Origin of the sequence: Terrilactibacillus tamarindi, from assembly GCF_009718825.1 — a bacterium.
Lineage (GTDB): Bacteria > Bacillota > Bacilli > Bacillales > Sporolactobacillaceae > Terrilactibacillus > Terrilactibacillus tamarindi.
Genome location: NZ_WNHB01000029.1, coordinates 1 through 26,424 on the forward strand (window position 1 = coordinate 1; position 26,424 = coordinate 26,424).

The following is a 26,424-nucleotide window of genomic DNA, read 5'->3' on the forward strand; positions in this document are numbered from 1 at the left end:
CATCTTAAATGACAAATTGGATTCATGGTCAACGTCTGATCCAATTACTAGAAGAATGGGTACCCAAAAAACTGGCTTTTGAAAATGATAAAATTGGATTACAAATAGGAACATTAAATAAAAAAGTTAAGAAAGTCATGATTACGCTTGATGTGCTTGAAAATGTTGTACAAGAAGCAATTGATAGGAAAGTTGATCTAATTATCGCTCATCATCCCGTGATTTACCGTCCCTTGAAGACCATTCATCCAGATGAAGGTCAGGGAAAAATCGTTTCCGCCTGTATTCAGAATAATATTGCCGTTTATGTTGCCCATACTAATTTGGATATGGCACCCGGTGGGGTGAACGATATGCTATCGCAAGAGCTTGAATTGCAAGATATCGATATTTTGAAACCGACCATTCACGAATCATTATATAAACTGTCTGTCTATGTTCCAGAATCACATGCTCACATTGTACGGGAAGCGATAACAGGAGCGGGTGCTGGGCACATTGGGAATTACTCATCTTGTACGTTTTCAAGCCAGGGAATGGGTACGTTTTTACCAGGAGAAGCAACCCATCCGTTTATAGGCAAATCCGGAATGCTTGAAGAGGTCAATGAATTTAAAATAGAAACGATTGTCCCCAAATCTTTATTAAATAAAGTTGTAAGAACGATGGTGCGCTCACATCCATATGAAGAAGTCGCTTATGACATTTACCCACTTGAAAATAAAGGTCAGCCTTATGGATTGGGCAGAATTGGGAAATTAAAGAATACCATGTCGTTAGAAGAGCTTGCATTACATGTGAAGCACCTTTATGAAATGGACGGAATACGCGTGATTGGAGATCGAAAACAACGGGTCAACAAAGTAGCGATATCCGGTGGTGACGGCAACAGTCTCATCCCTTATGCGAAGTATAAAGGTGCCGACGTTTTAATTTCAGGTGATATTTACTATCATACGGCACATGACGCTCTCCTACATGGTTTGACTGTTATTGATGCGGGGCATTATATAGAGAAAATCATGAAGAAATATGTGTGTGAATTTCTAAAACATGTCATTGACCAAGAAAGTCATCAAACAGAAGTTATTGTTTCTGAAAGTAACACGAATCCATTTACCTATATGTAAGAAAGAAAATGCCTTGTACAGGATAGTTAGGATATAGGATAATTCCCAGGCATGAAGTGGGGGATACACACTTAAAAAAGAGACTATGCGACTTGGGTATGTAACCAAAATGATGAATGAGTTTTAGTCATTGGATGTGTTAACCAAAATTAAATAAGGATCATGCATATAAATATATGTATGATCCTTTAACTTTCTTCTAATTAATTTAAAAAATTTAATCTGGTTGATTGACCATAAACATAAAAATTATGATTTTGTCAATTTCTTATCCCGTCGATGTTTCGAACGACTGTCGGATATTTTCACCTTTGGAAGAATACTCTTTCCTTCAGAAGCTTTTTTCTCTAATACCCATGTATCTGGATTGTTTGGGTCGTACTGATCTAAAAATAAAATAACGTCTTTTGTTAATTGAGTCGGAGTAGAAGCCCCGGCTGTTACGGCGACTTTATGAATTCCTTTCAGCCAATCGAGCTCGAGTTCGGATAGATCGGCAATGCGATGCGCAGGCGTACCTGCAATTTCAATCGAAACTTGAGCTAATCGATTTGAATTATTACTACGCTTATCGCCAACAACGAGTAATAAATCAACTTCTTTGGCTTGTTCGGCAACAGCTTCTTGTCTGGTTTGGGTGGCCAAACAAATTTCATTATGAATTTCTGCTTGTGGATATTTTTCAATCACATGATTCATGATTTCTCGAACATCCCACTGACTCATCGTTGTTTGATTGGTTATGATGATCTTATTTGCTTGGATATGAAGACGTTCAACATCCTCATGTGTTTCAACAAGATGGACAACGTCAGGTGCAACGCCAATCGCTCCTTCTGGCTCTGGGTGTCCTTTTTTGCCAATATAAATAAAATGATAGCCTTCTTTTTTCTTTTCTGTTATTAAGTCATGTGTTTTTGTAACATCTGGGCAGGTTGCATCAATCGTTTTTAAACCTTTTTCTTTGGCTATTTTTCTGACTTCAGGTGAAACCCCGTGAGCTGTAAAAATAACGGTTCCTTTTTCTATTTCATTTAATAGATCAATTCTCTTCTTGCCGTCGAGAGTGATAATACCTTCTTCTTTAAATGCCTCTGTCACATGATGGTTGTGAACAATCATCCCTAATATATAAATTGGCCGTGGCAGTTCTTTATTCATGGCCGCCTTTCTTGCAATAACCATAGCGTCTACAACGCCATAACAATATCCTCGTGGTGAAATTTTTATAACTTCCAAAAATAAGCCTCCTCATGAAGCGTGTTTTCCATATGGAATAAAAGTTCATACATGTACCATTATAAAGGAGGCTAATCCCAATGACAATAAGGATGATTAGACGTATAGTTTAGGAACCGAAGGCCGAATAGTTAAGGAGTCCTCATTTTTTTTAACTTGATGGCTCTTTCTATTCCTCTCCTTCGATGATATATTACTCTGCTCTTCTTTAGGCATCGCGTGATCATGATTAGATTCATCCTGATCCTTATGATCTATCTCTTCATGATCCAATTTGTTAGTCGTTCGTTCATCTATTTCCTTCTCATCACGTTCTTCTGTATCAACTTGACTGAAATCTTTAAATGATTTCATCATCTTAAATAAAGTAGGTGCATTCTTTACAAGGGGTCCAAATTTTTGAACCATAGGTAGGACAGTCTGCGCTGTATTGATGGCTTTTTGTACATTTGTGAACATCCCCATTAAATTTAGACCGTTGGAAGCAGATTGAGCAGTACCTGCTATTTGTCCAGCTTGGGATAAAAATCCTGGTGCTGATTGACCCATTTGTCCAAGATGACTAATTGGACCCATCTGTGATCCAAGACTTGGCGGAACGCCGCCTCCTGTAAATGGCATGGTCGGAGTTTGGCCAAGACCTTGATTTAATGCCTGTTTAAAAGGAAACAAATGTTAACACTCCTTTCATTTACATATAAACTGTAAATTCTATGCCTAATATAACCCTCTTCTTAGTGTATGCACGATCAATAATGAAAGTGTAAGTGACCGTTCATATCAGTGAAACTCCAATCAATGGAGGTTTTCTTCATCCCCCACCTATCTTATTTGAATACCCAGAATCTTTAGGAGGGGGGCTTTATTTGCCGTTAAGGTGGGATAAAAAACGAGCTGAATCTGTTATTGTTTTTATGAAATATGTTAAGATAAAAAAGAATGAAAGGATGATCAGGCATGTTGAAAATTGGGTCTCATGTTTCCATGAGCGGAGAAAAAATGTTATTAGGTGCTAGTCAAGAATCAGTAAAGTATGGGGCTACAACATTTATGATTTATACAGGGGCACCACAAAATACGAGACGCAAAGCGATAGAAAAATTAAACATTGAAGCGGGAAGAAAACATATGGAGGAGCATCATATTGAAGATATTGTTGTACATGCTCCCTATATTATTAATATTGCCAATACCATTAAACCAGAGACTTTTGAAATTGGTGTTAACTTTTTGAGGAAAGAAATAGATCGTACACAGGCGATCGGAGCTAAACAAATTGTGTTACACCCTGGATCACACGTTGGTGAAGGGGAAGATAAAGGGATAGCTAAAATTATAGAAGGATTGAATGAAGTCCTTGTAAAAGATGATTCTGTCAATATTGCATTAGAAACGATGGCAGGTAAGGGATCTGAATGTGGTTATCGTTTTGAGCAACTTGCTAAAATAATCGATGGTGTGGTTCATAATGATAAGTTATCCGTATGTTTCGATACATGTCATACACACGATGCTGGTTACGATATTGTCAATGACTTTGACGGCGTTCTTGATGAATTTGATCAGATTGTAGGCTTAGATCGTATTAAAGTTGTTCATGTGAATGATAGCAAAAATCCTTGTGGTGCCAGAAAAGATCGCCATGATAATATCGGATACGGCCACATAGGATTCCAAGCTTTAAATTATGTTGTCCATCATCCAGCGTTTGAGAAACTTCCTAAAATTCTTGAGACGCCCTATGTAGGTACGGATAAAAAGAATAAAAAACCACCTTATAAATTCGAAATTGACATGCTTAAAAAACAGTCATTTAATGAAAATCTTTTAGAAGATATTTTAAATCAATAATCAAAAAAATTAAATAGTAAAAAACACGAGTTATGTCTTATTTTTCTCGTGTTTTTCATACTTTATTGGGCGACTATTTAGTTTCCTTTTATAAAGTTTAAAAATAACTTGTTAACCTCTGCAACGAGATTTGGATCAATTGTTTTTGAGAGGGCATTAATCACCCTATTTCGCTCACTATCATCAAAGATATTAATATGTTTACCATTGAAGTGAGAGACAATTTCTTTTGCTTGTTGAGGGTTAATTTGAAAACCATACTGGGCACCATAGCGAAGTAATTCTTCAGACGTTACTGAATTAATCTTTTGATTAATCATCTGCTGAATAAATGCATTCATGAGACTCACTCCTATCCATTTTTCCACACTTCTAATATATATATATGATGCAAAAGCTAAAATATCCTAAACAATAAGGTGAAACTTCCATCAGAGGGGTTTTCTTCATCCCCCACCCATCTTCTTTGAATACGCAGAATCTAGGGGTGGGGGTCTTTACTTATCGTTAAGGCGGGGTAAATCGATACATATCGGAACAAAATGACAAATTTAAATCAAGGTTTGTCAATAAAAATTGTTAAAATTTATCTATATAATTTTGTTCTAATTCTGTATAATTGAAAGAAAGAAAAGAAAAAGGAGTAAGAGCCTATACGCAAAAAGTTGGCTAAGTCTGAAAAACAAAAATTTAAAGTGCAAATTATGAATTATCATTCAGTAATAGTAGTCTCAATCAACCTTAACAGGGGGGATCGATCATTTTGAGCTCTGATACAATGGTTGGAACGTTATCAAGTGATTTATTTGAGAAACAACTTTCCGAGGAAATTCGTTATTGTATTCTATTAAATGGAAAAATTGTCGACTGCAATTATTACGGTCACTTACTTATAGAAGAATATGGTGATATATTATTCGATCATGTATTAGAATATGATCAAAAATCATTATACTCATTTATAAAAGAAATATCTGGAACACACAAAGTGATTGAAAGGGTTTTCAATCAGCGTATCAAGGGAGAAACTCACAAGGTTCGTTATCGGGGTATGCTTGATATTCATAATCACATTCTTATCAGTGGTTATATTGAGAAAACAGTCGAAATCACACGGTATACATTTCCTGAAACCATGAAAACCATTTTCAACGAGTTACAATTCATGTTTATTTTAATTGATCACGATAACCAAGTCCTCTTCAGCAGTGACCAATACATTAACATTGTTAAAACTTATGAAAAAGAGAATAAATGTAAACATCCATTTGGAGAAGTCATAAGAAATATGGCTTGTATCATGAGACTCAATAAGATCAATATTGAACGATATCATTATTTGGAAGATAAATTATATCACATCTACGGAATTTATCATCAAGAGGTCAATCATATTAGTTTTACTTTTAATGAAATTGAAAAAACGGAAGAGTTTGAAAAGCTTATTCAGTATAAGCAACAGATGGAGTCGGTTTCTCAATTAGCAGCTGGATTTGCGCATGAACTTCGCAATCCATTGTCTGTTATACGTGGTTTCATTCAATTATCGACTCTAACGAATAGTATGGATAAATATTATCGAACCATTCTATCTGAAATTGATCGAATGAACACCATATTAGACGATTTCTTATCCTTATCACGTAAATCAACGAAGAAAAAAGGGTCTATTCCACAAACTATATTTAAATCTATAATGCCCTTAATCCATTCTGAATGCTTACTCAGAAATATTCTGTTGAAATGTGACATTGAACCTTCTGCAAGAGAAATTAATCTAGATGAATCCATGATAAAGCAAGTGTTATTAAATATATTAAGAAACTCAGTGGAAGCTTTTGAAGAGGAACAAGAAAATAAAACCTTTATTGTTCAAGGAAAAACGAGTGAAAATGCCTATACGTTAATCATAACCGATAATGGACCTGGGATGGAACAAACCGTCTTAGATCAATTAGGGAAACCATTTTTTACAACTAAAGCTAATGGTACTGGTATCGGGCTTCCCATGTGTAAAAAAATAATTAAAGATCACCATGGCACATTTATCATCAATAGCAATTTGGGAGAAGGAACAGAGATTATCATTAAACTCCCTTTTATTTAGGCTTTTTTTTTGATCAGAAACACTTTTTTTAAATTATTCGCTTAAAGCAGACCTCAAATGAGTCAAAATCAACATCGACATTATACATCGCCTTTGTTAAAAAAAACGTTGTTATACCTCGTGGTTCATCGAATCCTGACACATGGAATTATTTACATAAATGAAAAACACTATAACGTGCAAACTAATGTTGATCCTAAAAAGAAAGTGAGGGGTCAACATTGGATCATAAATCAAAGCAAAAGGGCCATAAGCATAAGCAAAAGTTTAACGAAGAAATTGCTTCAGAACCAGCGATTGATCGTAAACAATTAGCTCATAAACCTGAAGAACAGTCCTCCATGGGACGAGGTATGGGATGGTTTGGGATAATTCTATCCTTAATCGCACTTTTCTTTTTACCTGTCATTATGGGAGCGGCTGGTGTTATCGTCGGCTTTGTTGCTTATCGTGATGGAGCAAAAACACTTGGTGTTTGGGCCATTGTTATTGGTCTAATTGCCATTGCAGTACGTTTCTTTGCACCTCTATTTTAACAAAAAAGGCATTTCGTCGTTTAGAAATAGGCGAAATGCCTTTTTTTAAATGCCTCTCAAGAAACCAACTAATTTGACGATTTTGTGAATTTTGGTACACTTAAATTGCAGTTATTTGATTTAAGAAGGGTGAGAAACAAGTGGATATTTTTGAAGCGATAAAAACGCGTCGATCAATTGGTAAGGTAAAACAAGATGTCATTCCACCAAAAGAGCATATTGAACAGATTTTAGATTCAGCAAGATGGGCACCTAATCATTTTAAAACCGAGCCTTGGAGATTTACGGTTTTAACGGGGAATGGACGAAAGAAATTAGGTGATGTTTATGGTAAAATAAATATATCCAATTTACCTGAAAATGCCACTGAAGAAGATAAAACAAAGGCTTATGAGAAAGGTGTGTCCAAGGCACTTCGCGCTCCTGTTGTGATTATTATTCACGTGGAACCGAGCAGTAAAGAAAAAGTGAAAGATATTGAAGAAATAGAAGCAACAGCATGTGCTGTACAAAACATGTTGCTTACAACTCATGCATTAGGTCTTGGTGCCGTATGGCGTTCAGGTGATCCAGCGTATACGAATATCATGAATCAGGCTTTTGATGTGGAAGAACCAGGTCAAGTACTTGGTTACTTATATCTTGGTTATCCTCTTGATGATATGAAAAAATCACAACCAGATCGAAAATCAATTGATGAAATTGCGAGATGGATAACGGAATAACACATAATAAAAGCAGCCTATTCTTTGATAAGCTGCTTTTTGTTTCTATTGATTTACTTTCTCTAATTCATCATCAGCTTTTTTCTCTGCATATTCTTGAGCAATTTTGTCTATTTCTTTTTTCAATTCCTCGACCATGACATCTTCTGGTACTTTACGAATGATCTCACCGTGTCTAAACAATAGCCCTTCACCATTTCCGCCAGCGATGCCAATATCCGCTTCTCTGGCTTCACCAGGTCCATTAACAGCACAACCCAGTACAGCTACTTTAATCGGCGCTTTAATTGTTGAGATATAGTCTTCAACTTCATTGGCAATTTTAATTAAATTAATTTGAATTCGTCCACATGTTGGACATGATATGAGCGTCGCCGCATTAGATGCAAGACCGAAAGATTTCAGAAGTTCACGACAAACTTTAACTTCATCTACTGGATCTGTTGATAAAGAGATACGAAGCGTGTTTCCTATACCTTCATGTAACAAGACACCGAGGCCAGCAGCACTTTTAATTGACCCTGAGAATTTAGTTCCTGATTCCGTGATTCCCAAATGCAAGGGATAATCAAAAGCACGTGCTGCTTTTTCATAGGCTTCAATAGCAAGATTGATATCAGAAGCTTTCATAGAGACGATAATGTCATGAAAATCAAGGTCTTCAAGAATTTTGATATGATGCAGGGCACTTTCTAGCATTCCATCAGCCGTTGGGTAGCCATATTTATCGAGAATATGTTTTTCCAACGATCCGGCATTCACACCAATTCGTATCGGAATTCCTTTTGCTTTCGCTGCATTAACGACAGCTTCAACATTTTCACGTTTCCCAATATTACCGGGATTAATCCTTATTTTATCGGCTCCACCTTCGATCGCTTTAAGTGCCAATTTGTAATTAAAATGTATATCAACAACAAGGGGAATGTTGATGCGTTTTTTAATTTCTGGGATAGCTTCGGCTGCTCGATTATCTGGGCAAGCAACACGTACCATCTGACAACCGGCTTCTTCCAATCGATGGATTTCCGCAACAGTGGCTTCTACATCATGTGTTTTCGTTGTTGTCATACTTTGTATAATTAACTCGTTAGAACCTCCAATCGTGAGATTACCAACTTTGACTTTTCGAGTGCGTGTTCGATGGGTTATTTCTGGCATTTACCCGACGCTCCTTTTATTAAATAAATGTTATTAACTTTGTTATTATAACATGAGTTTACCAAGAAGCGTTTTCTATTTGCAAGTTAACTGTTTTCGAGCTTATTTGTAGATTGGAAAATTATACTGCTGACCTGGTTTTAATTTAGTAGGTGAAACATCAGGGTTTAATTTCTTGAAATCTTGAATGACCCTTTCTATAGAGGGTATTGTCGCGGGATTTAAATTCTCTGAAATGGATAACAATGTATCACCAGGTGTCAGTTGGACTGTTTTATACATTAATTTTTGTTCTTTGACAGTTTCCTTTGCAGAAGATTGTTGTGACTCAGCTTCCGCAGTAGATGGCGTAGATAACGTACCAGATGTTAGGTCAGTATAGCTTGTCCATACTAAAAGGATGATAATACCAGTAATAACTAAATGTTTCACAGAAATCCCACCCATTTTACATATTTTTTATCGATCGTCTGAATTATTTTTAGTTATAAATAATAAGGTTATAGTCATAGATATGTTTTGTTAGTATTAAATATTCCTGTTTGGCGTGAAATTTTATCAAAAAAATAATCGTGTCAGTCTGCAAAGGATGTAATAAATCGGTAAGGTGGTACAAAATAAAACATTAGATTATTTTCGTTAATAGAAACAGTATTGACTAATTTTCTGCATGAGATAAGAAAAGGGAACTTTATGATTGGGTTGGACGTAAATATAGAGAGTAGGAAGGTAAGGAAAGGAGTGGGGAAGATTTGGAAGCACTTGTATCCCCAGAATTAGGTTTCATTGTTATATTTCTCGCGGCATTATTTCTATTTGGTGAATTTCTTGTCAGGGCAAAGGGCCTTTTTGGGCTCATAGGTTGTCTTTTATTTGTTTATTACTTTGCTTATCATCTAACGAATCAATCATCAACATATGTTGTAGGCTTATTAATTGCTGGAATCGTTTTAATTATTATAGATGGAAAACTGCTTGTGAATGGGTCAGTTGCTGCAGTAGGTTTGCTTTTAATGATCATTAGCTGTGCTCTTCCCGCCCCTACTTTCTTTTACGGCACATTGGTATCCATTGCATTTATCATAGGTGTCAGTTGTTCATTTTTCTTTCTAAAATATATGCCAAGAAAAATGTATTGGTCTAAACTATTGCTTAAAGATCAATTGTCAACTGAAAAAGGGTATAATTCCATTAATGAATCTTATCAATTTTTAGTGGGGAAAGAAGGTATTGCTACGACTCCGTTTCGTCCGGTCGGCACAATTAAAATAGAGGGTAAATTATACAGTGCAGTCACAAATGGTGTATGGATTGAATCTGAATCAAAGATTAAAGTGATTAGTGTAGATGGAACAAAGATATTAATTGAAAAAATATAAAGAAAAGCTGAAACGTAGGGACTATTTCCGTTTCAGCTTTTTTTAAGATTTAAGAGATGTCATATAAAAAAAGGTAGCGATGGGACAAGTTCTTTATTATAATAGTAGTGGAAGTAACCATAAGGTTAAGAAAAATAAAAAAAAGTTAAAAAAGGTATTGTCAAAGTTCTTTATTCATGGTATATTTATTCCTGTCGTTAAGAAAACAACTTATATGTGAAGTTAAAAAAGTTGTTGACAGTAAAAAATACATATGTTACAATAATCAATGTCGTTAAATTATTCCACAGTAGCTCAGTGGTAGAGCAATCGGCTGTTAACCGATCGGTCGTAGGTTCGAATCCTACCTGTGGAGCCAATATGGCGGTGTAGCTCAGCTGGCTAGAGCGTACGGTTCATACCCGTGAGGTCGGGGGTTCGATCCCCTCCGCCGCTACCATATTATATAAAATGACCTTGGCGATTGTGGCGAAGGGGTTAACGCACCGGTTTGTGGTTCCGGCATACATGGGTTCAATTCCCATCAGTCGCCCCAAGGACCCTTAGCTCAGTTGGTTAGAGCAGACGGCTCATAACCGTCCGGTCGTAGGTTCGAGTCCTACAGGGTCCACCATGTTATTTTATATTTATCTGGAGGAATACCCAAGTTTGGCTGAAGGGATCGGTCTTGAAAACCGACAGGGGCTTAACCGCTCGCGGGGGTTCGAATCCCTCTTCCTCCTCCATAATATTAAAATGAATAACATTTGTAAGAAATGGTTATAATGTTGTTGTAAACAAGACAAAGCCGTAGGTACATTTATAATTAAATATTTATTACCGTCGCGGGGTGGAGCAACGAGCATTCACATCCTCGAATAGGCTACGAGTTGTCACGAAGGCAAAGCCGTAGTGACAGTCCTTAAACATTTAGTAGATCTAAAATTAAATATTTTATATTATCGCGGGGTGGAGCAGTCTGGTAGCTCGTCGGGCTCATAACCCGAAGGTCGTAGGTTCAAATCCTGCCCCCGCAACCAAATATTAAAAAATTAAACCCTAAGTCAAAGGGCTTTTTTTATTTCCATAAAATTATTCCTTCCTAATGTCTATGATTTGATATCTCGTTTTGAATTTGTTATTGTAACATTATGGACATAAGTTCAAAACATAGTCAAACATATATTGGAGGAGATTTAAAATGGCAAAATACACGTTACCAGAATTACCTTATGCTTATGATGCTCTAGAGCCATATATCGATGAAGAAACCATGCGTATTCATCACGATAAGCACCATGCTACATATGTTAATAACTTGAATAACGCTCTTGAAGGTGGTTATGAAGACCTTTCAAGTAAAACGGTTGATGAACTAGTAAGTAATTTAGATGTTGTACCAGATAAAATTCGTACAGCGGTGAGAAATAATGGAGGCGGTCATTCAAATCATACCTTCTTCTGGCAAATTTTATCAAAAAATGGTGGGGGCAACCCAACAGGACCAATCGCTGAAGCTATAAACGAAACCTTCGGTGACTTTGAGTCATTTAAAGATTTATTCTCAAAAGCAGCTGCTGGCCGTTTTGGCTCTGGTTGGGCATGGCTAGTTGTGAGCAATGGTGTTTTAGAAGTGGTAAGTACACCAAATCAAGACACACCATTATCTATTGGTAAAACACCTGTTCTAGGACTCGATGTTTGGGAACATGCTTATTACCTTAAATATCAAAACAAACGTCCTGAATACATTAATGCCTTCTTTAATGTCATTAATTGGGACGAGGTTAACAACCGTTACCTAAAAGCTAAACAATCAAAATAAATAATCATGAATGTTAAAAAGCTCACATGTGTGGGCTTTTTTAATGGCTTAAGACCTCTAACCTATTTTGATTTGCATATCTTACTCTGTTTTAGACACAATAGAGCATAGAATGCACAAAGTATTGGAGGTCTTAGTAGCATGAAAAAACGACAGCATGGCAGTAAACAAATGCCAAGAGATCTCTTTTTACTCCTAGTAATTGTAGGTCTGTATTTTTTAAGTATTGCATTGTCAAATACATTTGTGAATATTTATATGTGGAAACAATCGAAAAGTTTTATTAATATCGGTTTATATAATTTGATGATCGTTATTTTTCAGCCTTTGATGTTTTTAGTTGGTGGACAACTTGCAAAAAAGGTGGATCGGATTGTTGTCCTTCGTTTAGGAATCATTTCACTCGGGTGTTTTTTTATCACTGTTTTGCTTTTAGGCTCGAAAGCGAGCTCGATGACCCTGTTATTAGGATCCATCATTGGTATGGGTTTCGGTTTCTTTTGGCTGGCTTTCAATGTCCTAACATTTGAAGTGACGGACCCAAGTACTCGTGACTTTTTTAATGGCTACTCTGGTTTACTTTCCTCTTTTTCCGGCATTATTTGTCCTTTTTCAGCTGGTTGGATTATATCTAAGATGTCTGATTCATTAGGTTATAAAATCGTGTTTGCTATTTCACTGCTGTTATTTGGATTGGCTATTTTTGTAAGCTTTTTCTTGAAAAAGAGGTCAGCGAGCGGGGTGCTTGCCTTCCGTACGATACTAAATGAGCGAAAGAATAATACGTACTGGAGAGACATATTAAGAGCCTCTGTTTCACAAGGCCTCCGTGATGGTGTCTATTTGTTTATAGTGGTTATCTGGATATATTCAACCACAAAAAGTGAATTTGCATTAGGTACATTCGGGCTTGTTGAATCCTCGATTATGTCCGTAGGCTATTTTTTGGCTACTAAAAAGTTGAAACCCAAATATCGTAAGAGAATGATATTAATAGGTAGTCTTTTGATGTATCTTGGTATCTTGCTCATTGTATTTGATCTTAACTTCCGCAATTTAATTATATATGCAGTATTTGCATCTTCTGCTTATCCAATTTTACTTGTTCCTTTTCTTTCAATGACTTATGATGTGATTGGGAAAGGCTGGAAGGCTGGAGATTATAGAATTGAATACATTGTGGTTAAGGAATTATTTTATAATGCAGGCCGTATATGTTCAATCGTAGTATTTCTTATTTTCATGAAGATTTTCGGTTCCTCAATGTTCATAACGCGCATGATTATACTACTATCAGCATTAGGTTATGTAGGAATTTACTTTTTTGTTAGAAAAATACCGATTCCAATTACGATGAAGTCCGTGTCCATGCCCAATCCTCAAAAAGGGAAAGTGAATTAATCTAATAGTCCTCCATTTTTATTATGTAAAATAACGATATTTATCATCCTAAGGTTTACAGATACTCAATACCCCATTAAAATAGAATATGGGAAGTCAAAGACACCAATCAAAGACTATTTGGTGTCTCTTTTTATTAAACCTTTTCGTATTTTCAAATAAAATTGTCATTAATCTTAGTTATAGCACGTCTTATTGGTCTAATTTTAACGAATAGTGTAATAGATGTAATGATATTGGAGGACAGATTGCATGAATAAAGATACAAAGAAAAAGAAACGAGACTCGATCCCTTTTCGTTTAAATGCTTTATTTTTAGCCGTTTTTTTAGCTTTTTCTGTATTAGTTTTACGCCTTGGGGTCGTTCAAGTTATTGATGGAGAAGATTATGCGAAAGCTGCTAATGCGAAAAAGAAAGCAACGACACAACTTGCATCACCAAGAGGAATTATAACCGATACGACCGGAAAAGTATTGGTCGGAAACAAAGCTGAACTTGCCATTGCTTTTATCAGAAAGCCAAATATGCAATCAGATCAGATATTGACTATCGCTAAGAAGCTTTCTAAAATCATATCTGTAGATGAAAAAAAAGTCACGTTTCGAGATAAAGCCGATTATTATTTACTGACTCGCTTTAAGAAACTTGATACTGCTTATAATAAGTATCTTAGTGCTTCGGAAAGAAAACAATATAGTGACAGTACCGACCCAAAAAAACAAGCGATTGCCTATAATTTAATGGCCAAACGCGTCACTGTAGATGATGTAAAATCGATTAAACCGGAAGAAATGAAGATACTTGCGATAAAACATGAATTAGATCAAGCTCAAGAGTTAACTCCTCATATCGTTGCCAAAGGATTGACTGAAAAGCAAATGGCGACGATTGGAGAACATTTAGATGAATTTGATGGAACCATTGAAACGACGGTCGATTCAACAAGAACGTATCCAAATGGCTATGCCTTTTATCTTGGACAAGTCAAAGATATTCCAGAAGAAAAGATAGATGCCTTTGAAGCTAAAGGATATAACCGGAATGATAAAGTGGGTGTGAGTTATCTCGAAAGTCAATATGAAAGTTATTTGAGAGGTTTACCAACAACGCTTACATTCCCAATGAAAAATAATAAGCTCGTTGGTGCTCCAAAGCGTGAAGAAGGATCGCGTGGCGACGATTTACAATTAACGATCAATATGGAGCTACAGAAAAAAGTCAACAGTATTGTTCGAAATCAGCTCGGAAAAGACGGGGCAAGAAATGAAGCTTACGCCGTTGTTATGAATCCAAAAACGGGTGCGATCCTTGCTCTTGGTGGAGCTAAAAGAGATGGCAGTGGAAAAATTATTGATGCTTCTAGTGGAACAGTAGGTTCACAATTCCAAATGGGTTCAGCGATAAAAGGAGCGACTGTCTTAACTGGGTATCAACATAACGCTGTGCCAACTAGTATCTATGATATGCCTATAAAAATTAAAGGGACAAATCCATTTAGATCATGGACGTCTAGCATTGGTACTATCGATGCGGCACATGCTTTAATGAAATCATCTAACGTCTTTATGGGAAGAATTGCAGGAAATATGGCAGGTTTTCATATAACACCTGCAGGTGGACAATACTCGGCTACTTGGGTACCAGCTATAACAGATCCAAGATTTCAGAAAGCAGTTGAAGATTTAAGACAAGGCTATAGTCAATTTGGATTAGGTACTAGAACAGGTGTCGATATACCACAGTCTCAGGAGGCTACAGGTTATTCAGGCGGTATGCCAGACAACTCTGGGGTTATTATGTATTTTTCTATTGGACAATTTGATACATACACACCACTTCAATTGGGTCAATATGTATCGACAATAGCCAATGGTGGCTACCGTGTTGCTCCTCATTTCTTGCAAAGTGTGCATGAACCGTCACAAGATGGGAGTAAATTAGGGAATACCATATATTCTTATAAAACAAAGGTATTAAATACGATACCCAATACTAAGGACCAATTTGACACGGTCCAACATGGTTTTTATTTAGTTACACAACCTGGTGGGACAGCTAGTATGCTCGGTCTAGGACAAAATGCAAAATTTAAAATTGCTGCGAAAACCGGGACTGCCCAGGTTAATGTAAATACTGGCCTTGAAAATTTGACCTTAGCATCCTATGCACCTTATGATAATCCTGAAGTCGCTGTTGCGGTTGTTGTACCGAATGTTTATTCAGGGCATCCTAACTCGGCTATTGCATTAAAAATATATCAAGCCTATGATGACATTTATCATTATACAGAAAAATAAAGAGGCACATATTTTGTGCTTCTTTTTTTACAACAAAAAAGACTCACTTGGAGTGAAACTCCTTCGTCAGTCTTTTATTTATCCCGCCTTAACGGCAAGTAAAGACTCCCACCTCAAAATTCTTAGTAGTTAAGGAAGATAGGGGGGGATCAACTGCCCGTAAAGGTCCGGATTGGTTCAGCTAACCATCAGTGGGGGATGAAGAACCCCCACTGATGGTTAGCTTCACTTTATTTCACACGATTTTTCGTAATAACTTGTGCGATTTTAGGTATGGACATCTCGCTGTTAACATTAAACTCACCAAGTTGAATGAAATTTTCACGATTGTTTGTGTGGAAATACTTGTTAAACTCTTCAGTACTTTTAATGATTTTTGCATCGTGTAATTTTTCGGCAATTTCACCTGGAACCATACCAGATGTAATGTTGAGAGTTAATTTATGAACGTCCTTCTTAGGAGGATTATCTTTACTATTGTTATGGCTATTACTTTTTGTTTTTTCTTGTTTTTGAGCTTGGAGATCTTTTTGCCATTTATTAAAGTCCTCTTGACTGACGGCAATTTGGTTATTTTTCGTTAAGTAATTCGACACCGCTTCTTCTGTGATCTTACTATTTGTTGTTTCACTTTTCTTTGGTGTGGCGTCATGATCGCCAAAGATAAAATAGTAAAAAAAGGAAAAAACAGCACAAGAAACCAATATACCAGCAGAGAAACCACGCATTCCATTCTTAGTCATCTAAAGTTCACCTTTCTTACTTATCTTTGTTGCTAATCAGAAGTTCCTCTTCAAGGACACGAAGTTTCTTTTTTACTTTATATAATTCTTGCATCATAGTAATTGAATTTCCTTCAATTTGGGTCTCCAATTCTTTAATACTATCTTCTTTAAAATAGGAGAGGCCAAGGACAATTAAACCAACAATGACAAGAATTAAGATGATGTAAATCATATTTTTCCTCCTAACTCTCTCTGAGTTATTTGTGTAACCCAACTTTATTTATACCATAATACATGTAACCGAGAAAGAGTTTCAACAAAAATGAAAGGAATTTGTAAAATTCCATCGAATAAAAGGGCTATTAATCTATTATTGACCCTTTTTACATCACAATGTTTTTTAAAGACTTGATTATCCAATTTTTTTCTGGTATCATTTAAAAGTATTTATTTGCATGGATAATTGAATTGAAAGTAATGGAGGGATAAACGATGCGTGTACAAGTCATCCTTGAATGTACTGAAACAGGCGATCGTAATTATATTACGACAAAAAATAAACGTACGAATCCTGAACGTATTGAACTTAAGAAATATTGCCCACGTTTAAGAAAACATACGTTACATCGTGAAACAAAATAATTTCACTTAAAAGGACCGTATCTATTTGATATACGGTCTTTTTTCTTTTAAAAATACAAAGGCAAATGGCCGTTATTTACACCTTGTTACGAGAAGAACTTGAATATAATGGTAATTAAGCTTAAGAAGGCTGGTGACTTCTATATTGGTAACTATTAAACAAAGAAAGAAACAAATACGAGAAGAAGTATTACAGAAATTAAAGATTATGGATGATGAGGATTTTGCACAAAAAAACAAACAAATCTATGAACACATATTGACTTGTGATCTTTGGCAAAAATCAAAAATCATTGGAATTACTCTATCTAGAGGAAGAGAAATAGGGACCCGTCCCATTATCGAGAAGGCTTGGCAACTGGGGAAAAAGATAGCAGTGCCCAAATGTTTTCCAGAACATAAAGAAATGAGGTTTTACTTTTTAGATCATTATGAGCAATTAGAGTTGTCTTATTTTGACTTGTACGAGCCTAAACTTTCCGAAGTCACTGAAGTACATAAAGACGATATAGATACGATGTTCGTTCCCGGAGTGGCGTATTCACAGTCAGGATATCGAATCGGATTTGGCGGGGGATATTATGACCGTTATTTGAAACAGTATCATGGTGAAACGATCTCTTTGCTATTTGATGAACAAAAAATAGATCAAGTGCCAATTGAGGAACATGATATTCCCGTTAACTGGCTCATAACACCTGATCAAATCATGAAGACAACTAAGTTAGATAATTAAGCATAGATCGCTAACTCATGGACACACTAAGGTTTAATTAATCCTAGAAAAGAGTGTTCAAAATGAAAAAAAAGATGTCACAATTACTATTTTTATTATTGATTAATTGGTTATTTCAAAATAAAAAAAGCAATCTAACTTCATTGATCATCGTTTTAATCGGAGCAAAGTTGTTGGTAAAAAAACCAATCCAAGACATGGTAAAACGGTGGCTTTTACGTAGTATCGTTGGATTTTTGGAAAAAGCCAATCATAAATTAACTTCAATTCTTATTCGTTAATGAATTTGTTGTTTTAAAATAACCAGTTGTTTTTTTGCTGTTTCTAAGAGGACATAGAGGTGAGTCGATTGTTTACTAAGTAAAACAATCGGCATTCGACTACCAGTTGATTTTTCAATGTGGTGCTCACTAATTTTTATTCCATTAAATACATTTTTATAAAGTCCTTCCCATAATTGGCTTATCACTTTATATGTTTTTTCTTTAGAAAGTCCTGGAAAGGGCACGGATTGATAGTTAACAAGCTGTGTAAACGGAATGATATAATAAGAAGATGGATTTATCTTATATTTATCTTCTGCCTTGGTAATCATTTTTAAACGCTCTCGATTTAGAGTTGTATTTAAGGCATCTTGGAATACTTTCTCAGACGGTGTATCAGGTTTGCGAAAAGAAATAAAGTAGTTGTTTAAAGGCATCAGTGATAAATAGTCATGCGACATCACGTCTCTTCCATATATATCATGGTTTTGCCGGTTTTCAGCATGATGAAAGCTAATGGCAACATATTTTCCTTGGATAATGGGCTCATAAGCGATCTGCTTAATTGAGCTTATATTTCGTTTATACCGATTGAGTACGTTAATTAAACGATCATTGCGATATAGCAAACTAATGTCTTGTCTAAATGAAACGGGTTTGTTCGTTTGAGATCGAATAAGGAGTTCCAATTGGCTTTTATCCTCAACTGGTTGAATCGTGAGTGAAGTTTCTACTTGCTTGTAAAGGATTGTTCTATCCATTGGAAAGTACATAATGGTCCGCATATTTTTAGAAGAATTATGGATTAAATATAAGGATACGGCAACTGAAATAGACAAAATGAAAATAATGATATATACAAATGGTTTTTTAGTCATGATGCCTACCCCCAAAGACAAGCTTTTACTTTACAACTTTATGACGTTTTAAAAAATATATGTACAAATTCTCTTTATGACCTTCCATAGTGGCAAGGTTTTCTTTATAATTTATATGGTTAGTAGAATAAAAGAATATGACATCTATTTCGAGAATAGTGTAAGATAAGGTTGATATGCTTTTATTCCGCTTGAATACAGACTATTTTAAAATCATAAAATATCATAAATATTAATGAAATTATAGTAAGCGGTTACCAATTATTGTTGAGGTGTTAATTATGGATATGTGGAATGTGGGAGTCGATATCGGAGGTACAACAATCAAGTTAGCTTTTGTAACAGATGATGGACTCTTTGTAGATAAATGGGAAATCCCCACAAATACAAGTGAAAATGGTAAACATATTGCAAAAGATATCAGTTATAGTATTCATACAAAAATTAAAGAAAACGGTCATTCATTAGATCATGTAAGAGGAATAGGACTAGGAGCTCCTGGTTTTATAGAAATGTCAACCGGGTTTATTTATCAAGCGGTTAATATTGGTTGGAAAGACTATGCATTAAAAGAGGAGTTAGAACATGAAACGGGTCTTCCTGTGATCATAGATAATGATGCCAATATTGCCGCTATCGGTGAAATGTGGTTAGGTGCCGGTAAAGGTTCAAAAGATTTATTATGTGTCACACTTGGGACAGGTGTTGGTGGCGGTGTTATTGCTGGTGGGGAAGTTGTCCATGGAATTACAGGTATGGCTGGTGAGATAGGACATATTACCGTGATACCAGAAGGTGGTTCACCATGTAATTGTGGAAAAACAGGGTGTTTAGAGACGGTTTCTTCAGCAACCGGCATTCGTCGTTTAGCTCTTGAAGCTCTAAATAGTCGTCCAAGTCTTGGATTACTTCAAACGATGTATGAGGAAAATGGTGACATTTCTACGGCCGATATCTTTAATTGTGCAAAGGAACAAGATGCCTTATCCTTGCGTATAGTTGAAAAAGCAACCTTTTATTTAGGTTTTGCCTTAGCCAATATTTCAATGGCCAATAACCCAGAAAAAATCGTTATTGGTGGCGGCGTATCTCGAGCGGGAGAGACGTTACTCGAACCTGTTAAACGATACTTTAAACAATATGCCCTCCCAAGGGTATACGAAGCAACGGATATTGTGATCGCAACGCTTGGAAATGATGCCGGGATTCTAGGCGCTGCTTGGCTTGCAAAAAACAAATTGTAATATTAAGGATTTTTCTCCTCAAATATGGCATCCTTCTTCATAATTAGAGACTCATATCTCATAAACTAGCATATAAATGAAATCTGAGGAGGGGAGTCCGTGAAAATAACAGTAAGAGAAGGAGATACCCTTTGGTACTACAGTCAGCTGTTTGATGTGCCCTTGCAGCTCGTTTTAGATAGCAATAATAATACAAGGAAATCGATAGAAGCGGGCGAAGAACTTGAAATTCCAGGTTATATAAAAAAAGAAATTAATTTGGATAAGGGTGAATCCCTATGGTCAATTGCTACAAAGCGGCATTTACCGCTTGATTCGCTTTTTCTCTTGAATGGTTCAAGGGATGCGGATAGTATTAATGAAAAAAGCACACTTTTTATTCCAATTAAGGTCTCAAAAAGTTTTATACAAAGCGATAAGCCTTATGACTTTAACACATTAAATAAAGACATAAGAAGATTAACAGCCATCTATCCATTCATAAGGCAAGAAACAATTGGACATAGCGTGCTCGGCAAGCCAATTAAAGAACTTAACGTGGGAAACGGACCAAAAAAAGTTCATATCAATGCAGCGATGCATGCTAATGAATGGATTACGGCTTCTGTCATCATGACCTTTTTGAATGATTATTTAGGAGCCTTAACCCATCGGAAAACAATTAGAGGTTTAACAATGGCCCCTTTTTATGATCAAGTAACATTGTCCATTGTACCAATGGTCAACCCAGATGGCGTAGACCTATCAATTCATGGTGCAGATGTTGAAGATGCAAGGAAAGTCATTGAATTAAATCACGGTAGCCGAGACTTTTCGATATGGAAAGCAAATATTCGTGGAATTGATTTGAATGACCAATTTCCAGCCATGTGGGAAGAGGAACGTAAAGAAGGAGAAAGTGATCCTGGTCCTAGAGACTATGGTGGAGAAAAGCCATTAAGTGAGCCTGAAGCTCTTGCACTTGCAGATTTAACTAAGCGAAAAAATTTTGATCGGGTGATTGCTATTCATACCCAAGGAGAAGTGATTTATTGGGGATTTAATGGCCAAGAGCCCCCTGAAACAGAATATATCGTGAATGAATTTTCAAGAGTTAGCGGTTACGATGCGGAACGATATGTTGAGAGTTACGCGGGTTATAAAGATTGGTTTGAGCAAGAATTTCATAAGCCTGGGTTTACATTAGAGCTAGGTAAGGGTGAAAACCCTCTACCGCTTACTCAATTTCACGAAATTTATCAGAAGTCTTTAGGAATTTTCTTAGCCCATTTATATTTATAATCATACATTATATTATAGGTGATCAGAATCTTTCTGCTCACCTTTTTAATTGCCAGTAGTTAATACCATGGTTGATTTAAAAGGTGTTTTTTGTTTATGATGAAAGGAAATCAAGTGACTAAGGAGAAAAAATTATGAAATGGACAATGAAACCTTTAGGCCCTATCCAAACCAATTGTTATATTTTAGAAGACGAAACAACTCGCAAAGCTATAATTATTGATCCTGGTGAGTCATTTTCTATTATTCAACAACATATATCACAAAATGACTTAAAACCCATAGCGGTCCTTTTGACACATGCTCATTTTGATCATATTGGAGCATTGGATGATGTTAGAAGTGCATGGCATATACCAAGTTATCTACATAAAGCTGAACAAGATTGGATGATGGACCCAGATAAAAATGGCTCATCAAGATTCCCAATTATAGAACCTATGCGAATCTCCCCAGTAGAGCATCTTATTCATCAAGAGCAGCATTTAAGTATCGGACCTTTTGAATGTGAGGTGTTTGAAACACCAGGGCACTCTCCTGGTAGCGTTTCTTATTATTTTAGTGAGGATCACATCATTTTTTCTGGAGATGCCTTATTTAACGGAAGTATAGGAAGAACGGATTTATTTGGGGGTAACCAAGAACAGCTATTAGCTAGTATAAACGATCGATTGCTTACTTTGCCTGATGAAACGATCGTCGCTCCCGGCCATGGCGTAACAACGACCATTCAAAAGGAAAAAAGTACGAATCCATTTTTAACTTAAAGAAGACTTACATACTGGTATTTTACAGGCTTTTTAACTGGGATGATCTCGACTCCGTTAGAGTGACGAGCTAAAAGCCTGAGTTACACCTCTCTAGATCAAAATAGCCCACCTTATCAAACATATATATAAATAAAGTTGTTATTCGCCCATTTTCATTTCTCTTTTCTTCTAGGTCTTCCACGTCTGTTTTTTGTAACATTCCTTAATCTCAATTCATACGTTATAAATGAGATATTATTGAGGCAGTTCAAAAAGACATCCTTTTGAACCTGCTTGTCTAGGGGTGTTGCATTTGGAGGAGAAAACAACGTATTTGGATTTTCTAGCTAAGATGGGTATTGGGAATGCGCATCCAGGTGGAAGAGCCTTAACTGAAGCGATATTAACAAAATTTCCGATTTCTAAGGGTGAAAAAGTCCTTGACGTTGGATGTGGTACCGGCGAAACGTCGGCATATCTTTTTGAAAAAACAAAATGTGACTTAACAGCCATTGATTTACATCCTAAAATGATAGAACAAGCAAAAGCACGTGCCAGGCAACATGGAGACCCTTATCAAGTCATGCAAGCGAATGCAGAAGCCCTTCCTTTTTCGGATGGTTCATTTCATCGAATTTTCTCAGAGTCGGTCACTGCCTTTACACATATTCCAAAAGCACTGAAAGAGTATTACCGTGTCTTATCCCCGCAAGGTTCTATCACAGCCATTGAGATGACGACAGAACAAAAAATAAGCCCATTAGAAATTGAAGATATCAAATCTCTTTATGGAGTAAGTCAAGTTCTAACAGAGAGAGAATGGTGTGAGTATTTTTATAAGGCAAACTTTTCGGAAGTCATCGGTTATAAAGAAGAGGATTTTTTTAACTCGGATCAAACGCTGAATTATGAAATGCCATTAAAATTCACATCAGATTTAGACCAAGAAACAATAGAAATTTGGATTCATCATCTTGAAATGATGGATAAGTACCGGGATATATTAAGTTATCGCATTTATCAAGTGACTAAATAATTATGATAATAACCTTTTTTCATTTAATAAAATAAAATCCACATAAAACGAACCCTACATAGACGCCTATGCAGGGTTCGTTTTTTATTTCATTTTTTTCGATAATTTCTTTTTTGCACCTTTGACGTAATGTGAGAAAGCATATGGCAATAAGCCAAACCATTGTTCTCTTTTCGATGCTTTGTATTGTTTTTTTTCTTCTTTTATCGATTTTCGGACAGATTTGGGCTTTTCCATATGTTGTACAAATTGTTCTGTTAAGAATCGAACATACTCATCAGATTTCAATATGATCACCCTTTAAGAAGATGATGTTCAGAAAGAACCACTCAATTTTTAAGAAACTGAACAAATTTAATGATCTTCTAATTTATTAAGTATGGTTAGCCTTCTGAACCTATAATATGAGGATCTCCAATATGATCGGTTCTATTCAAAATAAAACAAATTTCTTTAACGATGGTCGATACTGATTTGTAGGTTGTATCAATAACGTAATCACATTCTAAATAATGCTTAAGCCGCGTTAAAAAAAGCTCCGAAAAAGATTTTCTATTATGTTGCTGCAAGAGTGGACGTGAAGTATCTTGTTGTAGTCTTTGCATAATAATATTAAAATCACAGTGTAAATAAATAATAATTCCAGATTGTTTCATTTTTTGGCGGTTTTGTTTTCTCATGATAATACCACCACCTGTTGTTACAATCGTTGGAGCCGTTCTTTTCGAGAGCTTCGTTAAAATGCTTTCTTCCGCTTTACGAAAATATGGCTCTCCATGTAATTGAAACATTTCAGAAATCGTTTGTTTGTATGTTTGAACAATGATCTGATCCGTATCTACAACAGGCAGATGACAATTTGCGCCAAGTTCTGCCCCAATCGTTGTCTTTCCTGCTCCCATAAACCCAGTTAAATAGATCAAGGGTTTTTCTATATTCCGTCTATCCATTTTGTTATGCCGCCTTTTTCTGTGTCATAATAAAATTTGCTTTTTTGTTCATGTCCATCTATGGACACGGTCATGAAAATTTCTCGTTCGATATTCGTTGAGTTTGCCATTTGAAAATTGACTATGCCATCATCATATATGAAAGACCCTGATGTAGGCAACTCGTTTTCAGCAAGATTTTTTTTTATATCAAATAATCCAAGTTGAGTGACTTCATTAAATCGGAAGGATAGATCACTCTCTTTCTTAAACTCTTGCTCATTTTGTAAGAGAATGGTCATATGAAGGGCAAATGCGATGATAAAAAAACTAATGATAACACATAGGGGTAAAACAAAACCGTCTTCATTCATTTTTGTTCTAATTGGTCTAATCAACATAACTCCTCATCCACCATTCATTTGTTTCGCCATCTGTATCAGTTACAGAAATAGAAATTGTTTTTTCCGTACATGAAAATCGAGCATCTTGTACATTTTGGAGAGCAATATCATAACCTTTTTCAAATACTTGCCGATATAAAATGCGTCCAGACTGTTGAAAGGTAATACTTTCTCCATCTTGAGTGGTCAAAGACAATTTTTTCTCAGTACAGGAAATAGAGGATGAACGTTGTACCTCTGAAAGGGTTTGTTGAAAGAAGATATTTTTTTCCTTTTGCATATCCAAGTTATTATGACCATTCTTGGAAAGGATTACCATGATGGAGGAAATCAGTAGCGTAATAGTCACAAATATAGCTAAAGATAACATTAGTGAAAGAAGAGTATACCCCGCTCGATTTTTCATGGGGAAACATCTCCACAAACTTGCCTAGGTTGTGATCGTTTATTTTTCCATGAGACACAAAGGGTATGAAAGCGAATCTTATCTTTAGCTTCAATCGAAAAGATAACATTATTTTTCGAAATTTGATGGTTTTGAATGATAGGATTATTCGGCCAACGTGTCATTTGATTTTGTAAAATTTGTCTAGCGAAATTTTCCAAATGTAAGTTTTGCTTTTCGACATTGACATGATATAAAGCTGGGAAGGCAGTGAACATGGCAATTGACAGAATGAATAGGCCAATCATGGTCTCACCTAGAAATAGTCCTTTACAATTTCTCAAAATAAAATCTCCCTTGTCCAATTAATACGACAAATTTATATTGAGTATCATTTAATTTAATGTACAACTTTCCAGCATCGCTAAAATGTCCATTTCTCCCAATAATGTATCTACCATTATGTGAAGCCATGATGATTTGAATGCGAGGATCGTAAGAGATCTTCTTTCTCACTTTATTATCGATCGAAAGTTCTAGGGTGTGAGTGGACTCATAAAAAGAGACCATCGTCGTTTTCTTTTCTGTGACGGCGATGTATTGGGCTTGATGAAAGAGGTCATTGGCTTGGTCAATAAAGTAGCGAAGAGTTTTATGAGCAGAAAGAGATCCATATTGTTGAAAGGCAAGAGGCACAATGAGGCAGACAATCGAGACCGCGATGAGCGTTTCAATAAGGGTAAACCCATAGCCCGAAAATTTATTCCGATACACTAACTTTACCATCAGTACTTAAGACAAGGGTTTTCCCATCTGGACATGTTGCACTATCGATATACCCTTCATCTACGAGATTTTGTATTGAACTAGGAAGCGCGCCCTTGTCCATTTGATAAGCTGCCACTTGACTTTGGACCAGTTTCACAGTCGTCTCGCAGCTTTTCTTTCCAACAATATCATGGGATTTAGTCATATTGGGTACGGCTATGAGTAAGAGGATTGAAATGATCATAAGGACAATCATCATTTCGATTAAGGTAAATCCACGTTGTGAGATCGAAACTAGTTTGCGGATGATTTTAAACATGTGAAGGACTCCTTTATTTGTGGGATTGAAGTGTGGGAGTAAAAAACAGAGAAGGAATAAATAACTTGATGAGGGAAAAACGGTGAAAAAAAAGTAGTTGACCAAAATAGTTAACTCGATATTTATGACCTTTGAATTGTGGTCACCTCCTTAAAAAGAGTAATTATTGTGCTAAGGATAACTTGTTAAAGATTAATTCGACATAGTTAATCAAAAACCTTTTTAAGTGGACAAATTTATTTTAATTAATTTATTCAACTTTGTGTAGAGTAAAAATCGTATTGAACCTATTCGGTTCTAAAGTGTATAACTGTTTCATTTGTATTCTAGACATTCGTTTGGTTGATAATATTAATATATTCAATTTTAAAGCAAACCAAGATATGATGAAATAGCCTTCTTCTGATTTATGGTAGAATAAGAAAAAAGATGTG

31 protein-coding genes and 6 tRNA genes are annotated in these 26,424 nt (G+C 35.8%); 22 read left to right on the top strand and 15 right to left on the bottom strand.

The window, feature by feature from the left end; all coding sequences use genetic code 11:
- Positions 1-8 precede the first annotated feature (8 nt).
- On the top strand, positions 9-1,130 hold the full coding sequence (locus GMB86_RS14245; RefSeq protein WP_155221032.1) for a Nif3-like dinuclear metal center hexameric protein: 1,122 nt from the start codon (positions 9-11) through the stop codon (positions 1,128-1,130).
- 249 nt (positions 1,131-1,379) lie between these two features.
- Here the strand turns inward: GMB86_RS14245 and GMB86_RS14250 are convergent, their stop codons facing one another.
- Both GMB86_RS14250 and vrrA read right to left on the bottom strand, forming a co-directional pair.
- Positions 1,380-2,369: a 4-hydroxy-3-methylbut-2-enyl diphosphate reductase gene (locus GMB86_RS14250; protein ID WP_155221034.1), complete on the bottom strand. Its 990-nt coding sequence runs from the start codon at positions 2,367-2,369 to the stop codon at positions 1,380-1,382.
- A 96-nt stretch (positions 2,370-2,465) separates the two neighbouring features.
- Complete coding sequence (gene vrrA / locus GMB86_RS14255) at positions 2,466-3,041, bottom strand: VrrA/YqfQ family protein (RefSeq protein ID WP_155221036.1); 576 nt, start codon at positions 3,039-3,041, stop codon at positions 2,466-2,468.
- A gap of 285 nt (positions 3,042-3,326) precedes the next feature.
- On the opposite strand from vrrA, the gene GMB86_RS14260 reads away from it, so the two are divergent.
- Positions 3,327-4,220, top strand: coding sequence for a deoxyribonuclease IV (locus GMB86_RS14260; RefSeq protein ID WP_155221038.1), 894 nt, complete (start codon positions 3,327-3,329; stop codon positions 4,218-4,220).
- A 77-nt stretch (positions 4,221-4,297) separates the two neighbouring features.
- Here the strand turns inward: GMB86_RS14260 and GMB86_RS14265 are convergent, their stop codons facing one another.
- A complete protein-coding gene (locus tag GMB86_RS14265) occupies positions 4,298-4,561 on the bottom strand; it encodes a DUF2624 domain-containing protein (protein WP_155221040.1) in 264 nt (87 codons plus the stop codon).
- Positions 4,562-4,983: 422 nt separating this feature from the next.
- Here GMB86_RS14265 and GMB86_RS14270 point away from each other — a divergent pair, with 422 nt between their 5' ends.
- The 3 genes from GMB86_RS14270 to GMB86_RS14280 all read left to right on the top strand — a co-directional run bounded on the left by GMB86_RS14270 (position 4,984) and on the right by GMB86_RS14280 (position 7,588).
- Positions 4,984-6,327, top strand: a complete 1,344-nt coding sequence (locus GMB86_RS14270; protein ID WP_155221042.1) for a two-component system sensor histidine kinase NtrB — start codon at positions 4,984-4,986, stop codon at positions 6,325-6,327.
- Positions 6,328-6,548: 221 nt separating this feature from the next.
- The gene (locus tag GMB86_RS14275; protein ID WP_155221044.1) at positions 6,549-6,863 is read left to right on the top strand and encodes a DUF4190 domain-containing protein; all 315 of its coding nucleotides are present in this window, start codon (positions 6,549-6,551) and stop codon (positions 6,861-6,863) included.
- 140 nt (positions 6,864-7,003) lie between these two features.
- Positions 7,004-7,588: a nitroreductase family protein gene (locus tag GMB86_RS14280; protein WP_329602953.1), complete on the top strand. Its 585-nt coding sequence runs from the start codon at positions 7,004-7,006 to the stop codon at positions 7,586-7,588.
- Between the two features lie 45 nt (positions 7,589-7,633).
- On the opposite strand, the gene ispG is transcribed toward GMB86_RS14280, so the two are convergent.
- Both ispG and GMB86_RS14290 read right to left on the bottom strand, forming a co-directional pair.
- Complete coding sequence (gene ispG / locus GMB86_RS14285; RefSeq protein WP_155221046.1) at positions 7,634-8,749, bottom strand: flavodoxin-dependent (E)-4-hydroxy-3-methylbut-2-enyl-diphosphate synthase; 1,116 nt, start codon at positions 8,747-8,749, stop codon at positions 7,634-7,636.
- Positions 8,750-8,851: 102 nt separating this feature from the next.
- Positions 8,852-9,181, bottom strand: coding sequence for a LysM peptidoglycan-binding domain-containing protein (locus tag GMB86_RS14290; RefSeq protein ID WP_155221048.1), 330 nt, complete (start codon positions 9,179-9,181; stop codon positions 8,852-8,854).
- Positions 9,182-9,501: 320 nt separating this feature from the next.
- On the opposite strand from GMB86_RS14290, the gene GMB86_RS14295 reads away from it, so the two are divergent.
- From GMB86_RS14295 to GMB86_RS14340, 10 genes are all read left to right on the top strand, one after another.
- Positions 9,502-10,128, top strand: coding sequence for an NfeD family protein (locus tag GMB86_RS14295; protein ID WP_155221050.1), 627 nt, complete (start codon positions 9,502-9,504; stop codon positions 10,126-10,128).
- A gap of 283 nt (positions 10,129-10,411) precedes the next feature.
- A tRNA-Asn gene (locus GMB86_RS14300) sits at positions 10,412-10,486 on the top strand.
- Positions 10,487-10,490: 4 nt separating this feature from the next.
- Positions 10,491-10,567 (top strand) — tRNA-Met (locus tag GMB86_RS14305).
- A 20-nt stretch (positions 10,568-10,587) separates the two neighbouring features.
- Positions 10,588-10,663: transfer RNA gene (locus GMB86_RS14310), tRNA-His, on the top strand.
- A 1-nt stretch (position 10,664) separates the two neighbouring features.
- A tRNA-Ile gene (locus tag GMB86_RS14315) sits at positions 10,665-10,741 on the top strand.
- A 19-nt stretch (positions 10,742-10,760) separates the two neighbouring features.
- Positions 10,761-10,853, top strand: a tRNA-Ser gene (locus tag GMB86_RS14320).
- Between the two features lie 217 nt (positions 10,854-11,070).
- Positions 11,071-11,147: transfer RNA gene (locus GMB86_RS14325), tRNA-Met, on the top strand.
- Between the two features lie 161 nt (positions 11,148-11,308).
- Positions 11,309-11,932, top strand: coding sequence for a superoxide dismutase (locus GMB86_RS14330; protein ID WP_155221052.1), 624 nt, complete (start codon positions 11,309-11,311; stop codon positions 11,930-11,932).
- A 141-nt stretch (positions 11,933-12,073) separates the two neighbouring features.
- Positions 12,074-13,333, top strand: a complete 1,260-nt coding sequence (locus tag GMB86_RS14335; RefSeq protein ID WP_155221054.1) for an MFS transporter — start codon at positions 12,074-12,076, stop codon at positions 13,331-13,333.
- A 252-nt stretch (positions 13,334-13,585) separates the two neighbouring features.
- Positions 13,586-15,631 carry a penicillin-binding transpeptidase domain-containing protein gene (locus GMB86_RS14340; RefSeq protein ID WP_155221056.1) on the top strand — a complete coding sequence of 682 codons (2,046 nt, stop codon included), beginning with the start codon at positions 13,586-13,588 and terminating at the stop codon, positions 15,629-15,631.
- A 230-nt stretch (positions 15,632-15,861) separates the two neighbouring features.
- On the opposite strand, the gene GMB86_RS14345 is transcribed toward GMB86_RS14340, so the two are convergent.
- Both GMB86_RS14345 and GMB86_RS14350 read right to left on the bottom strand, forming a co-directional pair.
- A complete protein-coding gene (locus GMB86_RS14345; protein WP_155221058.1) occupies positions 15,862-16,374 on the bottom strand; it encodes an endolytic transglycosylase MltG in 513 nt (170 codons plus the stop codon).
- A 16-nt stretch (positions 16,375-16,390) separates the two neighbouring features.
- Positions 16,391-16,588, bottom strand: coding sequence for a hypothetical protein (locus GMB86_RS14350; protein ID WP_155221060.1), 198 nt, complete (start codon positions 16,586-16,588; stop codon positions 16,391-16,393).
- 260 nt (positions 16,589-16,848) lie between these two features.
- Between GMB86_RS14350 and rpmG the strand changes: the two genes are divergently transcribed.
- The 3 genes from rpmG (at position 16,849) to GMB86_RS14365 (ending at position 18,015) form a co-directional block, all read left to right on the top strand.
- Positions 16,849-16,998 (top strand): 50S ribosomal protein L33, encoded by a 150-nt coding sequence (rpmG, locus tag GMB86_RS14355; protein ID WP_141189932.1) that lies wholly within the window; start codon positions 16,849-16,851, stop codon positions 16,996-16,998.
- Positions 16,999-17,143: 145 nt separating this feature from the next.
- Positions 17,144-17,734, top strand: coding sequence for a 5-formyltetrahydrofolate cyclo-ligase (locus GMB86_RS14360; protein WP_155221062.1), 591 nt, complete (start codon positions 17,144-17,146; stop codon positions 17,732-17,734).
- Positions 17,735-17,808: 74 nt separating this feature from the next.
- The gene (locus GMB86_RS14365) at positions 17,809-18,015 is read left to right on the top strand and encodes a hypothetical protein (RefSeq protein ID WP_196220243.1); all 207 of its coding nucleotides are present in this window, start codon (positions 17,809-17,811) and stop codon (positions 18,013-18,015) included.
- Here GMB86_RS14365 and GMB86_RS14370 read toward each other — a convergent pair.
- Positions 18,012-18,875, bottom strand: a complete 864-nt coding sequence (locus GMB86_RS14370) for a hypothetical protein (RefSeq protein WP_155221066.1) — start codon at positions 18,873-18,875, stop codon at positions 18,012-18,014. The two genes, GMB86_RS14365 and GMB86_RS14370, sit on opposite strands and share 4 nt — an antisense overlap.
- 278 nt (positions 18,876-19,153) lie before the next feature.
- Between GMB86_RS14370 and GMB86_RS14375 the strand changes: the two genes are divergently transcribed.
- From GMB86_RS14375 to GMB86_RS14390, 4 genes are all read left to right on the top strand, one after another.
- The gene (locus GMB86_RS14375; RefSeq protein WP_329602955.1) at positions 19,154-20,119 is read left to right on the top strand and encodes an ROK family glucokinase; all 966 of its coding nucleotides are present in this window, start codon (positions 19,154-19,156) and stop codon (positions 20,117-20,119) included.
- A gap of 99 nt (positions 20,120-20,218) precedes the next feature.
- Complete coding sequence (locus GMB86_RS14380) at positions 20,219-21,400, top strand: M14 family metallopeptidase (protein ID WP_329602954.1); 1,182 nt, start codon at positions 20,219-20,221, stop codon at positions 21,398-21,400.
- Between the two features lie 134 nt (positions 21,401-21,534).
- A complete protein-coding gene (locus GMB86_RS14385) occupies positions 21,535-22,167 on the top strand; it encodes an MBL fold metallo-hydrolase (RefSeq protein WP_155221070.1) in 633 nt (210 codons plus the stop codon).
- A 295-nt stretch (positions 22,168-22,462) separates the two neighbouring features.
- The gene (locus GMB86_RS14390; RefSeq protein WP_155221072.1) at positions 22,463-23,185 is read left to right on the top strand and encodes a class I SAM-dependent methyltransferase; all 723 of its coding nucleotides are present in this window, start codon (positions 22,463-22,465) and stop codon (positions 23,183-23,185) included.
- 84 nt (positions 23,186-23,269) lie between these two features.
- On the opposite strand, the gene GMB86_RS14395 is transcribed toward GMB86_RS14390, so the two are convergent.
- The 7 genes from GMB86_RS14395 to comGC form a co-directional block, all read right to left on the bottom strand.
- Complete coding sequence (locus GMB86_RS14395; RefSeq protein WP_155221074.1) at positions 23,270-23,473, bottom strand: YqzE family protein; 204 nt, start codon at positions 23,471-23,473, stop codon at positions 23,270-23,272.
- Positions 23,474-23,568: 95 nt separating this feature from the next.
- A complete protein-coding gene (locus GMB86_RS14400) occupies positions 23,569-24,135 on the bottom strand; it encodes a shikimate kinase (RefSeq protein ID WP_155221076.1) in 567 nt (188 codons plus the stop codon).
- Positions 24,117-24,512, bottom strand: coding sequence for a competence type IV pilus minor pilin ComGG (gene comGG, locus GMB86_RS14405; RefSeq protein WP_196220244.1), 396 nt, complete (start codon positions 24,510-24,512; stop codon positions 24,117-24,119). Before comGG ends, GMB86_RS14400 begins: the two co-directional genes overlap by 19 nt.
- Positions 24,505-24,924, bottom strand: coding sequence for a competence type IV pilus minor pilin ComGF (gene comGF / locus GMB86_RS14410; RefSeq protein ID WP_155221080.1), 420 nt, complete (start codon positions 24,922-24,924; stop codon positions 24,505-24,507). Before comGF ends, comGG begins: the two co-directional genes overlap by 8 nt.
- Positions 24,921-25,247, bottom strand: coding sequence for a hypothetical protein (locus tag GMB86_RS14415; protein WP_155221081.1), 327 nt, complete (start codon positions 25,245-25,247; stop codon positions 24,921-24,923). Before GMB86_RS14415 ends, comGF begins: the two co-directional genes overlap by 4 nt.
- Positions 25,234-25,689, bottom strand: coding sequence for a type II secretion system protein (locus GMB86_RS14420; protein ID WP_155221083.1), 456 nt, complete (start codon positions 25,687-25,689; stop codon positions 25,234-25,236). The genes GMB86_RS14415 and GMB86_RS14420 overlap by 14 nt, the downstream gene beginning before the upstream one ends.
- Positions 25,664-25,990, bottom strand: a complete 327-nt coding sequence (comGC, locus tag GMB86_RS14425) for a competence type IV pilus major pilin ComGC (RefSeq protein ID WP_155221085.1) — start codon at positions 25,988-25,990, stop codon at positions 25,664-25,666. The genes GMB86_RS14420 and comGC overlap by 26 nt, the downstream gene beginning before the upstream one ends.
- Positions 25,991-26,424 lie beyond the last annotated feature (434 nt).

Excerpts from the sequence above, each read along its gene's own strand:
- GMB86_RS14245 (WP_155221032.1), top strand. The coding sequence starts at position 9 with ATGACAAATTGGATTCATGGTCAACGTCTGATCCAATTACTAGAAGAA.
- GMB86_RS14260 (WP_155221038.1), top strand. The coding sequence starts at position 3,327 with ATGTTGAAAATTGGGTCTCATGTTTCCATGAGCGGAGAAAAAATGTTA.
- GMB86_RS14265 (WP_155221040.1), bottom strand. The coding sequence starts at position 4,561 with ATGAATGCATTTATTCAGCAGATGATTAATCAAAAGATTAATTCAGTA.
- ispG (WP_155221046.1), bottom strand. The coding sequence starts at position 8,749 with ATGCCAGAAATAACCCATCGAACACGCACTCGAAAAGTCAAAGTTGGT.
- GMB86_RS14330 (WP_155221052.1), top strand. The coding sequence starts at position 11,309 with ATGGCAAAATACACGTTACCAGAATTACCTTATGCTTATGATGCTCTA.
- GMB86_RS14335 (WP_155221054.1), top strand. The coding sequence starts at position 12,074 with ATGAAAAAACGACAGCATGGCAGTAAACAAATGCCAAGAGATCTCTTT.
- GMB86_RS14340 (WP_155221056.1), top strand. The coding sequence starts at position 13,586 with ATGAATAAAGATACAAAGAAAAAGAAACGAGACTCGATCCCTTTTCGT.
- GMB86_RS14345 (WP_155221058.1), bottom strand. The coding sequence starts at position 16,374 with ATGACTAAGAATGGAATGCGTGGTTTCTCTGCTGGTATATTGGTTTCT.
- GMB86_RS14350 (WP_155221060.1), bottom strand. The coding sequence starts at position 16,588 with ATGATTTACATCATCTTAATTCTTGTCATTGTTGGTTTAATTGTCCTT.
- rpmG (WP_141189932.1), top strand. The coding sequence starts at position 16,849 with ATGCGTGTACAAGTCATCCTTGAATGTACTGAAACAGGCGATCGTAAT.
- GMB86_RS14365 (WP_196220243.1), top strand. The coding sequence starts at position 17,809 with ATGTCACAATTACTATTTTTATTATTGATTAATTGGTTATTTCAAAAT.
- GMB86_RS14370 (WP_155221066.1), bottom strand. The coding sequence starts at position 18,875 with ATGACTAAAAAACCATTTGTATATATCATTATTTTCATTTTGTCTATT.
- GMB86_RS14385 (WP_155221070.1), top strand. The coding sequence starts at position 21,535 with ATGAAATGGACAATGAAACCTTTAGGCCCTATCCAAACCAATTGTTAT.
- GMB86_RS14400 (WP_155221076.1), bottom strand. The coding sequence starts at position 24,135 with ATGGATAGACGGAATATAGAAAAACCCTTGATCTATTTAACTGGGTTT.
- comGF (WP_155221080.1), bottom strand. The coding sequence starts at position 24,924 with ATGAAAAATCGAGCGGGGTATACTCTTCTTTCACTAATGTTATCTTTA.
- GMB86_RS14420 (WP_155221083.1), bottom strand. The coding sequence starts at position 25,689 with ATGGTAAAGTTAGTGTATCGGAATAAATTTTCGGGCTATGGGTTTACC.
- comGC (WP_155221085.1), bottom strand. The coding sequence starts at position 25,990 with ATGTTTAAAATCATCCGCAAACTAGTTTCGATCTCACAACGTGGATTT.